Consider the following 13,741-nt stretch of genomic DNA (forward strand, 5'->3'; position numbering starts at 1 on the left):
AGGGGCGTCGCCAAGAGGCCCAAGGCACCAGGTTTTGATCCTGGCATTCGTAGGTTCGAATCCTACCGCCCCTGCCACTGCCCGGGTTTTCCCGTGGCAGCCCGCACGTTGCCGTGCGGGGAAGCAAAGCGCTGGCCGCGGATGCCGGACGCTGCCGCCACAGGATGTTCCCCCGCTCCCGCTCTTTCGCCGCCGCCCGAGAAAGCCCACATGCAAGACGCCCAGAACCTGCTGGTTTTTTCCGGCAATGCCAACAAACCCCTTGCGCAGAGCATCTGCAAGGAGCTGGGCGTGCAGCCGGGCAAGGCGCTGGTCTCCAAGTTCTCCGACGGCGAAGTGCAGGTCGAGATCCAGGAGAACGTGCGCAAGCAGGACGTGTTCGTGGTGCAGCCGACCTGCGCGCCGAGCGCCGAGAACCTGATGGAGCTGCTGGTGATCATCGACGCGCTCAAGCGCGCGAGCGCCGCCTCCGTCACCGCGGTGGTGCCGTACTTCGGCTACGCCCGCCAGGATCGCCGCATGCGCTCCTCGCGCGTGCCGATCACCGCCAAGGTCGCCGCCAAGATGTTCTCGGCCGTGCATACCGACCAGATCCTCACGGTCGACCTGCATGCCGACCAGATCCAGGGCTTCTTCGACATGCCCGTGGACAACGTGTACGCCTCGCCGCTGCTGCTGGCCGACATCTGGCGCGCCTACGGCACCGACAACCTGATCGTGGTCAGCCCGGACGTGGGCGGCGTGGTGCGCGCCCGCGCGGTGGCCAAGCGCCTGGACGACGCCGACCTGGCGATCATCGACAAGCGCCGGCCGCGCGCCAACGTCGCCACGGTGATGAACATCATCGGCGACGTCGAAGGCAAGACCTGCGTGATGGTCGACGACATCGTCGACACCGCCGGCACCCTGTGCGCCGCCGCCGCCGCGCTGAAGGCGCGCGGCGCGGTCAAGGTCGCCGCGTACTGCACCCACGCCGTGCTCTCGGGCCCGGCGGTGGACAACCTGAACAACTCCCAGCTCGACGAGCTGGTGGTGACCGACACCATCCCGTTGTCCGACGTGGCCCGTGTCTGCACCAAGATCCGCCAGATCAGCGTGGCCGAGATGCTGGCCGAGACGATGCGCCGCATCGCCTTCGGCGAATCGGTCAGCTCGATGTACGTGGATTGAAGCATCCCGGTTCCCGGCGCCGTGCCGGGACCGGCAGCGGCATCCCTGGTCGCGGGGATGCCTTCATCACGCACCGCATGCGGTGCAACAACCAAGAGTAGTCAACAATGGCAAAGTCCCACGAAATCAAAGTCGCCCGTCGCGACGTGCAGGGCAAGGGTGCGAGCCGCCGCCTGCGTCACGCCGGCCTGGTGCCGGGCATCGTCTATGGCGGTGACCGCGAGCCGGCGATGGTCGAGTTCAACCACAACGAAATCTGGCTGGCCCAGCAGAACGAGTGGTTCTACTCCTCGATCATCGACCTGAACCTCGATGGCAGCATCTACAAGGTGCTGCTGCGCGACATGCAGCGCCACCCGTACAAGCAGCTGGTCATGCACCTGGACTTCCAGCGCGTGAACGAGAATGAAGTGCTCAACGCCACCGTGCCGCTGCACTTCATCAACGAGGAGATCTCCCCGGCCGGCAAGACCGCCGACGTGCTGGTCACCCACGAGCTGAAGGAAGTGCACATCGCCTGCCTGCCGAAGGACCTGCCGCAGTCGATCGAAGTCGACCTGGCGAACCTGACCGCCGGCGACATCATCTACCTGTCGCAGCTGAAGCTGCCGGCGGGCGTGGAAATCCCGGCGCTGAAGCTGGGCAAGGACCACGACGACGCCGTGGTCATCGCCAAGGCGCCGAGCGCTGCCGAGGAAGCCGCCGAGTAATCGGCCGGCTGCGTCCGCCCGCAACGGGCGGACGCAGCCAACGGTGGACGCATGACTGGCTTGCGCTTGATCGTCGGTCTGGGCAATCCCGGAACCGAACACGCCCGGACCCGGCACAACGCCGGGTTTCATTTCGTTGAGGCCCTGGCCGAACGGGCGGGCGCGCGCTGGGCGCTCGACGCCAAGCTGTTCGGCGAAGTGGCCAGGGTCGACATCGGCGGCCAGCCGGTATGGCTGCTCAAGCCCGCCACCTTCATGAACCTGTCCGGCAAGTCGGTGACGGCCGCGCAGCGGTTCTGGAAGATCGAACCGGAACAGACCCTGCTCGCGCACGACGAGCTGGACCTGCCGCCGGGCACGGCGCGCCTGAAGTTCGATGGCGGCCACGGTGGCCAGAACGGCCTGCGCGACACCATCCGCCTGCTCGGGCATGGCCGGTTCCACCGCCTGCGCGTCGGCATCGGCCACCCGGGCCACAAGGACCGCGTGGTGCCGTGGGTGCTGGGCCGTCCGTCGAAGGACGACGAAGTGCTGATCGCGCGCGCCATCGACGACGCCATCGACGTGCTGCCGCTGGCGGTCGCCGGCGACTTCAACGAGGCCATGAAGCGCCTGCACACGGGCAAGCCGTGATTGCGGCCTGCGCTTTCGCGGACCCAGGCGTCCGTGGAGAGCGCAGGCCGGAATCCCGAATCCTGGAGTTTGTTGCATGGGTATCAAATGCGGCATCGTCGGCCTGCCCAACGTCGGCAAGTCGACCCTGTTCAATGCGCTGACCAAGGCGGGCATCGCCGCGGCCAATTTCCCGTTCTGCACGATCGAGCCGAACACCGGCATCGTGCCGGTGCCGGACCCGCGGCTCGAGGCGCTGGCGGCCATCGTCAAGCCGGAGCGGGTGATCCCCACCACCATGGAGTTCGTGGACATCGCCGGGCTGGTCGCCGGCGCATCCAAGGGTGAGGGCCTGGGCAACAAGTTCCTGGCCCACATCCGCGAGACCGACGCCATCGCCCACGTGGTGCGCTGCTTCGAGGACGGCAACGTCATCCACGTCGCCAACAAGGTCGACCCGATCGCCGATATCGAAACCATCGATACCGAGCTGGCGCTGGCCGACCTGGAATCGGTGCTGAAGGCGCTGGACCGCGCCAACCGCGCGGCCAAGGCCAACGACAAGGAAGCGCTGGCGCGCAAGCCGGTGCTGGAGAAGCTGGCCGCGGCGCTCGACCAGGGCCGCTCGGCGCGCTCGGCCGGGCTCGATGCCGAGGAGAAGGCGCTGGTCCGCGACATGTTCCTGATCACGCTCAAGCCGCTGATGTACATCGCCAACGTCGCCGAGGACGGGTTCGAGAACAACCCGCACCTGGACGCGGTGCGCGCCCGTGCCGAGGCCGAGGGCGCCGAGGTGGTGCCGGTATGCGCGGCGATCGAGGAAGAACTGGCGCAGCTGGACGACGCCGACCGCGACGAGTTCCTCAAGGACCTCGGCCTGGAAGAGCCGGGCCTGAACCGGGTGATCCGCGCCGGTTACAAACTGCTGGGCCTGCAGACCTATTTCACCGCCGGCGTGAAGGAAGTCCGCGCCTGGCAGCTGCGCGCCGGCTCCACCGCGCCGCAGGCCGCCGGCGTGATCCATACCGATTTCGAGCGTGGCTTCATCCGCGCCGAGACCATCGGCTACGACGACTTCATCACCCTCAAGGGCGAGCAGGGCGCCAAGGAAGCCGGCCGGCTGCGCCTGGAAGGCAAGGACTACATCGTCAAGGAAGGCGACGTGCTGCACTTCCGCTTCAACGTCTGATCCGCGGCGCACCGCCCGGAACGCGAAGGCCCCGCAATGCGGGGCCTTCGCATATGTGGCCCGCGCCGGACGTCGCCACGGCGCCCGCCGCCCTGGACAAAAATGCGCCAGAGTGCGCGCCGTCCTTGCAGCACCGGCGCGCGTCAGGGTTTTCCACAGGCTTTTCCCTGCCTTCTGCACATGCGCTGTGGAGAACCCGGCAGGGCCCGGGGGCATCGACGGGCGGGTTACCCAGACACAGAAAACGACAAGGCCCGCGATGCGGGCCTTGTCGTTGTTGCGAGGAGCGGGCGTATTACAGCGGCTTGCCGCCCAGCTTCCAGGTGACCTGCACGAAGTAGCTGCGGCCCGTGCTGTCGAACCAGGCGGTGTCGTAGTACGGGTAGTTGGCCCAGGTCGGGTCCTTCGGCGGCATCTTGTCGAACAGGTTGTTGACCGACAGCGACACCCGCAGATGATCGCTGATGTCGTAGCGCGCGCCGGCGTTGAAGCGCCAGGTGGCCTGGGTCCAGGCGTCGTCGTCGTAGTTCGGGACGCGGCCCAGATAGTTGCCGAACAGGCTGGCGCCCCACGCGCCCTTGTCCCAGTTCACGCCCACGTTCGCCTTGGCCCGCGGCAGCGCGGGGCTGAAGGTCTCGTAGTGCAGCATGTCCTCGGACGCGTCGCCCGGGTAGCGCTGGAAGGTGTGGTCCTTGACCCAGGTGTAGTTGCCGTTGACGCGGAAATCGCCGGCCCGGGTCTGCAGCCGGTAGCTGGCGGCGACGTCGATGCCGGAGGTTTCCTCCTTGGCGATGTTGATCGGCGCGAAGCGCACGCTGCTGATGTCGCCATCGGCATCGCGGATCACCCGGGCAAGCGCGTCCTGGCAGGTCGGCGAATTGATGTCCACGGCCACGCCGGCGTCGGTCTTGCCGAGGCGGCAGTTGGCCTCGGTGATGCGCAGCCGCTCGCGGTCCTGCACCTGGACCTGGTTCATGACCTTGATCTGGTAGTAGTCCACCGCCAGGTCGAGGCCGTCCAGCGGCGACCAGACGAAGCCGGCAGAGAACGACTTGCTGGTCTCCACGCCCAGCTCGATGTTGCCCTTGTAGACGTCGAAGGTGCTCACGTCCCAGCTGCCATCGTCGTAGCAGTCACCGTCGCTGAAGCCCGGCTCCTCGCTGCGGCACTGGTAGTAGTCGGTGGCGTAGCGGGTGCGGTAGTAGTCGTCGCCGGCGAACAGGTAGTGCATGTCCGGCGCGCGGAAGCCGGTGCCATAGGAGCTGCGCACCAGCAGGGTGTCGAGCGGGCGCCATTCCAGGCCCGCGCTGTAGGTGAACTTGCCCGGGTGCTTGCCGCCGTAGCTGTAGCGGTCGTAGCGTCCGGCCAGGCTGGCCTGCAGGGTGGACAGCACCGGGATGCGCAGTTCGCCCGCGGCGCTCCAGTGGTTGCGGCTGCCGCTGCCGTCGCCGTAGCGCGGACCGGTGTAGGCGTCCTCGGTCAGGGCCAGCGGATCGGGGTTGATGCGGTAGGACTGGCGGCCGTACTCGATCGCACCGGCAAAACCCACGTCGCCGGCCGGCAGCGAGAACAGCGCGGTGTTGTCGGCGGTGAAGCTGACGTTGTCGTTCTTGGCCACCGGGCGGAACGTGGACATGGCCGCGATGGAGGCGAACTCGGCCGGCGTCAGCGGGGTGAACAGGCGCGTCGGGTCCGGGTTGTAGATCGCGTAGCCGCTGTCGGTGTAGCCCAGCCGCTCGCCCAGGAAGAAACGGTTGGCGGCGTCGGCCTTGATCCGCGGCATCTCCACGTCGGCCTTGTACTGCGAGTGGTTCCAGGCCGCTTCCCAGTTCCACGCCTCGGCGAAGATGCCCTTGAGGCCGGTGGTCACCGCCAGCGTCTTCTGGGTGGTGGTGTTCATGCGGTTGCGCAGCCCGCCGATCTCTTCCGGCGAGAACTGCCGCGACCAGATCTCGCGGCTGTCGGTGGCGGCGTTGTAGAACACCTTGTTGCGGTAGTTGTTGGTCGACGCCGGGTCGTGGAATTCCCAGCCCATGACGTCGCTGACGACGTCGTTGCCGTTGGTGCCGGTCAGCAGGCGCACCGTCTGGTGGCCGGCCTGCAGGTCGGCGAACCACGACAGTTCGTCGTTGAAGCGGTATTCGAACGAACCGTAGGCGTTGATGCCCTTGCGCTCGTTCTGGATCGTGCGGTACGCGATGGCCCGCTCACTGCCGCAGTAGGGCTCGCCGAAGCGGTCCTCGGCCAGGTGGGTGGTGCCGTCGTTCAGCCCCGACAGCGCCTTGCAGCCATCGGCGGGCGCGATGTTGACGTCGTCTTCCCAGTTGGTGATCTGGGCGATCAGGCGCGGCAGGCGGCGGCGCTCGGTCGGCGCGTCCAGGGTGGAATCCTGCACGTTGCGCTGGGTGCCCCACAGCGGGCGCTTGTTGAGCAGCTCCATGCCGACGATGCCGCTGAAATTGCCCTGCTCGAAGCCGGTGGTGAGGGTCAGGTCATGCGATTCGCCACCGCCGCGGCTGGTGTCGCCATAGCGGTAATCGATGGTGGTGCCGTCGGTGGACTTCTTCAGGATGAAGTTGATCACGCCGGCCATCGCGTCCGAGCCGTAGACCGCCGATGCGCTGCCGGTCAGCACCTCGATGCGGTCGATCATGCCCAGCGGGATGTTGCCGATGTCGGTGAAGTTGCTCCTGCCGTTGAGCGGCAGCGGGAAATCGGCGATGCGGCGGCCGTTGATCAGCACCAGGGTGTGGTTGGGGCCGAGGCCGCGCAGGTCGACCGCCTGCGCGCCGGGCGTCGACTGTGCGCCGGTGGTGTTCTGCTGGCCCTGCACGGTGCCGCTGTTCTGGCTGAGCGAACGCAGGACGTCGGGGACGGAGGTGAAACCGGCCGACTGGATCTGCTCGGCGGTCACCACGGTGACCGGGGCGGGGCCTTCCACCTGCGCGCGCGGGATGCGCGAACCGGTGACCTGCACGGTATCCAGTTGCTTGGTTTGATCGTTGTCGGTGCTCTGGGCCAAGGCCGTTGCGGAGGCGGCCATGCCAAGCAGGGCCAACTGGATCGAACACACCATTGCGTGTTTGCGCATGAATCAGGTCTCTGCTGAAAGTGTTCCGGAAAGTGTCTGGCCGGCCCGCGCAAGCGCCGGGAGCCCCGGCAAACGTGAATGGGGCGTGATCATCTAACACCTTTTTTACACGCTTGACCACTGCCGGAAAGTCTGGCATTACGGTATGGAAGCGATTACATGATGGTCTGGAGGGCGGTATGAGGCGGATGGTGTCCCGATGCGGGCGGTTGGCCCTGGTGCTGGTGGCGCTCGGCATGGCCGGCGGCGCGGTTGCCGCGGGGAGCAGGGGGCTGTCGGATCCGGGCTACCGCTATTACGAAGTGGGCGACCTGGACGCCGAGCGGCCCGGCCAGACCCAGGCGGCGATGATGCTGATGGGCGGCGGCGACTGGGTTCCCGAAGCCTTCCACTGGTGGGTCGAGCGCGCCGGCAACGGCCGCGTGGTGATCCTGCGCGCCTCCGGCGACGACAACCTGCAGAACGAGCTGTACTACGACATCGGCGGGGTCACCTCGGTGCAGACCCTGGTGTTCGACAGCCGCAAGGCCGCCGACGACCCGGCGGTGCTGCGGGTGGTGCGCGGCGCCGACGCCATCTTCATCGCCGGCGGCGACCAGTCCCGCTACATCCGCTTCTGGAAGGGGACCGAGCTGAACCAGGCCCTCAACGAGCACGTCGCCGCGGGCAAGCCGATCGGTGGCACCAGCGCCGGGCTGGCGATCCTCGGGGGGTACAGCTATGGCGCGCTGGACGGTGGCAGCGTCAACTCGCCCACCGCGCTGAGCGACCCGATGGGCAGCAAGGTCACCATGGACCAGGACTTCCTGACCATGCCCTATCTTTCCAACGTGGTCACCGACACCCATTTCGCCAAGCGCGAGCGCCTGGGCCGGCTGATCGTGTTCGTCGCCCGCGCCGCCCAGGAGAAGGGGCAGGACGACATCGTCGGCATCGGCGTGGATGAAGACACCGCGCTGTGCGTCGAGGCCGATGGCCGCGGCCGCGTCTACTCGCTCGACGACGGCTATGCCTGGCTGGTGATGCCGCACCGCACCGCCGACCGCCTGAGCAGCGGCGAATCGCTGGAATTCAGCTCCATCCCGGTGACCGGGGTGGGCGCCGGCAGCCGCCTGCACCTGGACGGGTTCACCGTCGACAACCCGGCCTTCACCGCCATCGCCAACGTGGTCGATGGCGAACTGGAGCTGCAGCCGGACTGATGCCTGCGCGCGCAGCCCGGATGGACGTGGAAGGGGCTTCGGCCCCTTCCCGCGTTTCAGGGGGGGGGCGTGGATGGCAGCGGCCGTGGCGACAGCGTCTGTTCAGACCCATGAAGGCGTGCCTAGAATCGGGCACCTTTCCTGAGTGAAGAAACATGAAGCTGACTTCCGCGGTATTGCTGGGCCTGGCGTCGTTGTCTTCCGTGTCGGCGGTGGCCGCGCCGGCCTCCCCCCTGCTGGTGATCCACGGTGGCGCCGGCGTGGAGCGCCAGGACCTCAACCCGGAGGAAGTGCGCGCGGCGCGCGCCGCGCTGGAGGCGGCGCTGCGCAAGGGGCACGAGGCGCTGGCGGCCGGCAAGCCGGCGATGGATGCGGTCACCGCCGCGATCACCGTGCTGGAGAACGACCCGACCTTCAATGCCGGTCGTGGCGCGGTCTTCACCCATGACGGCAAGAACGAGCTCGATGCCTCGCTGATGGACGGCGCCACCCTGCGCGCGGGCGCGGTGGCGGGCGTGCACACCGTCAAGAACCCGATCCTGCTGGCGCGCGCGGTGATGGAGCATTCGCCGCACGTCATGATGATCGGGCAGGGCGCGGAGATGTTCGCCGCCGAGCAGAAGATCGAGCAGGTGGATCCGTCCTACTTCCGCACCGAGAAGCGCTGGCAGCAGCTGCAGCGCGCGCTGAAGGAAGAGGCCGCCGGGCAGGCGCACGCCGACCTGGAGACGGCCAAGCATTTCGGTACCGTCGGCGCGGTCGCGCTCGACGCGCAGGGCAAGCTGGCCGCGGGCACCTCCACCGGCGGCATGACCAACAAGCGCTACGGGCGCGTGGGCGACTCCCCGATCATCGGCGCCGGCACCTATGCCAGCGACAGCTGCGCGGTGTCGGGTACCGGCTGGGGCGAGTTCTACATCCGCCTGGCCGCGGCCCACGAGATCTGCTCGCGCATGAAGTACCTCGGCGAAACCCCGGCCCAGGCCGGCGACGAGGTCATCGTCAAGCGCCTGCCGGCGATGGGCGGCGATGGTGGCGCGATCGTGCTGTCGGCCGACGGCAAGGCGGCTACGCCGTTCAACACCGAGGGCATGTACCGCGGCTGGATCGGTGCCGACGGCGTGCCGCACGTGGCGATTTTCGCCGACGAGAAGCTGAAGATGCCGGGCGAGTGAGCGGGTCGCGCTGCCGGTGATGGAAATTTTCGCGGAATGTGAAAATTTCTGTTGACAGCATCGCGGGCCATCACCAGAATAGCGGGCTCTCCCACCCCTGACCGGTTAGGCCAAGGTCATCAGAAAAGGGGTGGAGCGGAGGGATACCCAAGCGGCCAACGGGGGCAGACTGTAAATCTGCTGGCTTACGCCTTCGGTGGTTCGAATCCACCTCCCTCCACCAGTTTCATGTTGTGGCTGTTTTCCCGGTGCGGGAGTAGTTCAATGGTAGAACCTCAGCCTTCCAAGCTGATGGTGCGGGTTCGATTCCCGTCTCCCGCTCCATTGAACGAAATTGAAAACATGTCATAATACAAAACTCGCTCACGTAGCTCAGTCGGTAGAGCACCTCCTTGGTAAGGAGGAGGTCGAAGGTTCGATTCCTTTCGTGAGCACCATCTTGCTCAAAGCGCCATAACCAACCAGTTACCGAGAAGAAGCAGCCATGTCCAAGGGTAAGTTCGAGCGTACCAAGCCGCACGTCAACGTCGGCACCATCGGCCACGTCGACCATGGCAAGACCACGCTGACCGCCGCGCTGACCAAGATCGGTGCCGAGCGTTTCGGTGGCGAGTTCAAGGACTACTCCTCGATCGACGCCGCGCCGGAAGAGAAGGCGCGTGGCATCACGATCTCGACCGCGCACGTCGAGTATGAATCCGCGACCCGCCACTACGCGCACGTGGACTGCCCGGGCCACGCCGACTACGTGAAGAACATGATCACCGGTGCGGCGCAGATGGACGGCGCGATCCTGGTGTGCTCGGCCGCCGACGGCCCGATGCCGCAGACCCGCGAGCACATCCTGCTGTCGCGCCAGGTCGGCGTGCCGTACATCGTCGTGTTCCTGAACAAGGCCGACATGGTGGACGACGCCGAGCTGCTGGAACTGGTCGAGATGGAAGTGCGCGAGCTGCTGAGCAAGTACGACTTCCCGGGCGATGACACCCCGATCGTGCACGGTTCGGCCCGTCTGGCGCTGGAAGGCGACCAGAGCGACATCGGCGTGCCGGCGATCCTGAAGCTGGTCGATGCACTGGACAGCTGGATCCCGACCCCGGAGCGCGACATCGACAAGCCGTTCCTGATGCCGGTGGAAGACGTGTTCTCGATCTCGGGCCGCGGCACCGTGGTGACCGGCCGTATCGAGCGCGGCATCATCAAGGTGGGTGACGAAATCGAAATCGTCGGCATCCGCCCGACCCAGAAGACCACCGTCACCGGCGTGGAAATGTTCCGCAAGCTGCTGGACCAGGGCCAGGCGGGCGACAACGCGGGCCTGCTGCTGCGCGGCACCAAGCGTGACGACGTGGAGCGCGGCCAGGTGCTGGCCAAGCCGGGTTCGATCACCCCGCACACCGAGTTCGAAGCCGAGGTGTACGTGCTGTCCAAGGACGAAGGTGGCCGTCACACCCCGTTCTTCAAGGGCTACCGTCCGCAGTTCTACTTCCGTACCACCGACATCACCGGCGCCGTGCAGCTGCCGGAGGGCGTCGAGATGGTGATGCCGGGCGACAACGTGAAGATGTCGGTCACGCTGATCAACCCGGTGGCGATGGACGAAGGCCTGCGCTTCGCCATCCGCGAAGGCGGCCGCACCGTCGGTGCCGGCGTCGTCGCCAAGATCACCAAGTAAGCCTGCAGTACCCGGCGGTAGTTGAGTCTGCCGCTGGTACGCGAATGGCGGGCCGGGAACCTCGGTCCGCCTTCGCCGTCTAAGGGACGTGAAACAAGCCAAGTCATACGCCAGTAGCTCAATTGGCAGAGCAGCGGTCTCCAAAACCGCAGGTTGGGGGTTCGAGTCCCTCCTGGCGTGCCACTTGCCACCTATCCAGTGACCTTGGTCGCGCCCGCAGCAAGAGTCGGATGAACAGCAAGATCGAGCATTCCAAGAGCGCCGCCTCCGGTGGCGATATGGTCAAGTACGTTGGCGCCGCCCTGCTGGTGCTGGCGGGCTTGTTCGTCTGGTTCTGGTTCTCCACTCCGGCGCGCGCGGTGCAGCTGGGTGCCTGGTCGGGTCAGCTGCGTGCGCTGGCCGTGGTCGTCGGCCTGGTCGCCGGCGGCGCGTTGTTCATGCTCACCGCCAAGGGCCACCAGGTCCGCGAATTCCTTTCCGAGTCCCGGTTCGAGCTGCGCAAGGTCGTATGGCCGACCCGCCAGGAAGCCATCCGCATGACCTGGGTGGTGATCGTGGTCGTGATCGTGCTGAGCCTGCTGCTGGGTGGCTTCGACTTCGTGATCCAGAAGCTGACCCAGTGGTTCCTGGGGCGTTGAGGAGATAACAGTGAAACGTTGGTACGTCGTCCATGCCTATTCGGGCTTCGAGAAGTCGGTTGCCCAGGCCCTGCGTGACCGAATCGCCCGCGAGGGCATGGAGGAGCGTTTCGGCGACGTCCTGGTTCCGACCGAGGAAGTGGTGGAAATGCGCTCCGGCCAGAAGCGCCGTTCCGAGCGCAAGTTCTTCCCGGGTTACGTGCTGGTCCAGATCGAGACCCACGAGGAAGCCGGCATTCCGCGCATCGACAACGAAAGCTGGCACCTGGTCAAGGAAACCCCGAAGGTGCTGGGCTTCATTGGCGGCACCGCCGACCGCCCGCTGCCGATCCGTGACGACGAAGCCGCTGCCATCCTGGATCGCGTCCAGGAAGGCGTCGAGAAGCCGCGCCCGAAGGTGCTGTTCGAGCCGGGCCAGATGGTCCGTGTCATCGACGGCCCGTTCAACGACTTCAATGGCGTGGTCGAGGAAGTCAATTACGAGAAGAGCCGCCTGCGCGTGTCGGTGCTGATCTTTGGTCGCGCCACCCCGGTCGAGCTCGAGTTCGGCCAGGTCGAGAAGGCGGTCTGAGCCTTGCCACCAGCCTGTTCAGGTTGGCGGCGTAAAAACTGCTAGAATTACCGGCTCCCTGAAAGGGGCTGAGACCAAAGGCCGCCGCGAGGTGGCCTTTGCCGCGATTCCAAGATTTCAAAACGCGATGCCGGGACGCGTGATTCCCGGTCCGATGGGGAGCCTGTTGTCGCAAGGCGCTAGCACCCGGAGAGCACTCAAATGGCAAAGAAAGTTGTCGGTTACATCAAGCTGCAGGTGAAGGCCGGTCAGGCCAACCCCTCGCCGCCGGTCGGTCCCGCGCTGGGTCAGCGCGGCCTGAACATCATGGAGTTCTGCAAGGCGTTCAATGCCGCCACGCAGAAGCTGGAGCCGGGTATTCCGGTGCCGGTGATCATCACGGCCTACTCGGACCGTACCTTCACCTTCATCACCAAGAGCACCCCGGCCACCGTGCTGCTCAAGAAGGCGGCGGGCATCACCTCCGGCTCCAAGCGCCCGAACACCGACAAGGTGGGCAAGGTCACCCGCAAGCAGCTTGAAGAAATCTGCAAGGCGAAGGAGCCGGACCTGACGGCTGCCGACCTGGACGCCGCCGTGCGTACGATCGCGGGCTCGGCCCGTTCCATGGGCCTGGTGGTGGAGGGTTAATCAGATGGCACAGACCAAGCGTGAGAAGGCCATCAAGGCCGCCGTCGTCCCGGGCAAGAGCTACGCCTTCGAGGACGCGATCAACATCCTGAAGACCGCCACCAAGGCCAAGTTCGTCGAGTCGATCGACGTCGCCGTGCGCCTGGGCGTGGACGCGAAGAAGTCCGACCAGCAGGTGCGCGGTTCGACCGTGCTGCCGGCCGGTACCGGCAAGTCGGTGCGCGTGGCGGTGTTCGCCCCGGCCGGCGCCAAGGCTGACGAAGCCCTGGCCGCGGGCGCCGAAGCCGTCGGCATGGACGACCTGGCCGAGAAGATGCAGGCCGGCGACCTGAACTACGACGTGGTCATCGCGACCCCGGACGCCATGCGCGTCGTCGGCAAGCTGGGCACCGTGCTGGGCCCGCGCGGCCTGATGCCGAACCCGAAGGTCGGCACCGTTTCCCCGAACCCGGGCGAAGCCGTGAAGAACGCCAAGTCGGGCCAGGTCCGTTACCGCACCGACAAGGCCGGCATCATCCACTGCACCATCGGCAAGGCCAGCTTCGACAACGCCGCGCTGCAGTCGAACCTGCAGGCGCTGCTGCTGGACCTGATCAAGGCCAAGCCGGCCACCTCGAAGGGCACCTACCTGCAGAAGGTTTCGGTCAGCTCGACGATGGGCCCGGGCGTCACCGTCGACCAGTCGTCGCTGACCCTGAAGTAATTGTTTCAAGCGGATGCGGCGCCTCGGTGCCGTGGCCGTGACATTTGAAGGCATCGCGGGCAGTGCATCGTCCGCGGTAGCCGTCAAAGACCGCAGGCGCGGTCAGCGCATACCGGCGACGGGCAGGGAAGCTCGATCTGGCAAGGAGTCGCCGCCGGTATAGCGGGATCGCTTAATCGATTCCCCGGAATCACCCTGCGTAGATGGTGCCCTTCTGGAGTTTTTCTGGTTCACGCACGTCTGGGTTTCCCAGGTTGGCCCACTCCAGGTCTAGAACGGCCCACCCCCGGAGCATCATCCCGATGTTCCCGGCGTCCAGGACGGATGCCGCACAGGACCGCACACGGCAGGAGCCGTAAGCGGAGTTCAATTGGA

The 13,741-nt window shown here is 66.4% G+C and carries 12 protein-coding genes and 5 tRNA genes; 16 read left to right on the forward strand and 1 reads right to left on the reverse strand.

The window, feature by feature from the left end; genetic code table 11:
• The 5 genes from ACJ7VY_RS03450 (at position 1) to ychF (ending at position 3,681) form a co-directional block, all read left to right on the forward strand.
• Positions 1-77 (forward strand) — tRNA-Gln (locus ACJ7VY_RS03450).
• A 133-nt stretch (positions 78-210) separates the two neighbouring features.
• On the forward strand, positions 211-1,170 hold the full coding sequence (locus tag ACJ7VY_RS03455; RefSeq protein ID WP_056931954.1) for a ribose-phosphate diphosphokinase: 960 nt from the start codon (positions 211-213) through the stop codon (positions 1,168-1,170).
• Positions 1,171-1,277: 107 nt separating this feature from the next.
• A complete protein-coding gene (locus ACJ7VY_RS03460; RefSeq protein WP_104938125.1) occupies positions 1,278-1,880 on the forward strand; it encodes a 50S ribosomal protein L25/general stress protein Ctc in 603 nt (200 codons plus the stop codon).
• Between the two features lie 51 nt (positions 1,881-1,931).
• Positions 1,932-2,513: an aminoacyl-tRNA hydrolase gene (pth, locus tag ACJ7VY_RS03465; protein WP_104938126.1), complete on the forward strand. Its 582-nt coding sequence runs from the start codon at positions 1,932-1,934 to the stop codon at positions 2,511-2,513.
• A gap of 76 nt (positions 2,514-2,589) precedes the next feature.
• On the forward strand, positions 2,590-3,681 hold the full coding sequence (gene ychF / locus ACJ7VY_RS03470; RefSeq protein ID WP_104938127.1) for a redox-regulated ATPase YchF: 1,092 nt from the start codon (positions 2,590-2,592) through the stop codon (positions 3,679-3,681).
• 295 nt (positions 3,682-3,976) lie between these two features.
• Here the strand turns inward: ychF and ACJ7VY_RS03475 are convergent, their stop codons facing one another.
• Complete coding sequence (locus tag ACJ7VY_RS03475) at positions 3,977-6,772, reverse strand: TonB-dependent receptor (protein WP_161613289.1); 2,796 nt, start codon at positions 6,770-6,772, stop codon at positions 3,977-3,979.
• Positions 6,773-7,008: 236 nt separating this feature from the next.
• On the opposite strand from ACJ7VY_RS03475, the gene ACJ7VY_RS03480 reads away from it, so the two are divergent.
• The 11 genes from ACJ7VY_RS03480 to rplA all read left to right on the forward strand — a co-directional run bounded on the left by ACJ7VY_RS03480 (position 7,009) and on the right by rplA (position 13,366).
• On the forward strand, positions 7,009-7,974 hold the full coding sequence (locus ACJ7VY_RS03480; protein ID WP_409476782.1) for a cyanophycinase: 966 nt from the start codon (positions 7,009-7,011) through the stop codon (positions 7,972-7,974).
• 155 nt (positions 7,975-8,129) lie between these two features.
• Complete coding sequence (locus tag ACJ7VY_RS03485; protein ID WP_104938129.1) at positions 8,130-9,149, forward strand: isoaspartyl peptidase/L-asparaginase family protein; 1,020 nt, start codon at positions 8,130-8,132, stop codon at positions 9,147-9,149.
• Positions 9,150-9,286: 137 nt separating this feature from the next.
• Positions 9,287-9,372 (forward strand) — tRNA-Tyr (locus tag ACJ7VY_RS03490).
• Between the two features lie 27 nt (positions 9,373-9,399).
• Positions 9,400-9,473 (forward strand) — tRNA-Gly (locus tag ACJ7VY_RS03495).
• Between the two features lie 37 nt (positions 9,474-9,510).
• A tRNA-Thr gene (locus tag ACJ7VY_RS03500) sits at positions 9,511-9,586 on the forward strand.
• 47 nt (positions 9,587-9,633) lie between these two features.
• On the forward strand, positions 9,634-10,824 hold the full coding sequence (gene tuf, locus ACJ7VY_RS03505) for an elongation factor Tu (protein WP_056931948.1): 1,191 nt from the start codon (positions 9,634-9,636) through the stop codon (positions 10,822-10,824).
• Between the two features lie 107 nt (positions 10,825-10,931).
• A tRNA-Trp gene (locus tag ACJ7VY_RS03510) sits at positions 10,932-11,007 on the forward strand.
• Between the two features lie 47 nt (positions 11,008-11,054).
• Positions 11,055-11,462: a preprotein translocase subunit SecE gene (secE, locus tag ACJ7VY_RS03515; RefSeq protein ID WP_104938130.1), complete on the forward strand. Its 408-nt coding sequence runs from the start codon at positions 11,055-11,057 to the stop codon at positions 11,460-11,462.
• A gap of 10 nt (positions 11,463-11,472) precedes the next feature.
• Positions 11,473-12,033 carry a transcription termination/antitermination protein NusG gene (gene nusG / locus ACJ7VY_RS03520; RefSeq protein ID WP_056931950.1) on the forward strand — a complete coding sequence of 187 codons (561 nt, stop codon included), beginning with the start codon at positions 11,473-11,475 and terminating at the stop codon, positions 12,031-12,033.
• A gap of 201 nt (positions 12,034-12,234) precedes the next feature.
• Entirely contained in the window at positions 12,235-12,663 is a 429-nt protein-coding gene (rplK, locus tag ACJ7VY_RS03525) for a 50S ribosomal protein L11 (protein ID WP_054663281.1), read from the forward strand.
• A gap of 4 nt (positions 12,664-12,667) precedes the next feature.
• Entirely contained in the window at positions 12,668-13,366 is a 699-nt protein-coding gene (gene rplA / locus ACJ7VY_RS03530) for a 50S ribosomal protein L1 (protein ID WP_054663283.1), read from the forward strand.
• Positions 13,367-13,741 lie beyond the last annotated feature (375 nt).

The sequence above is a fragment of the Stenotrophomonas sp. Y-13 genome (assembly GCF_046267925.1).
GTDB classification, from domain to species: domain Bacteria; phylum Pseudomonadota; class Gammaproteobacteria; order Xanthomonadales; family Xanthomonadaceae; genus Stenotrophomonas; species Stenotrophomonas acidaminiphila_A.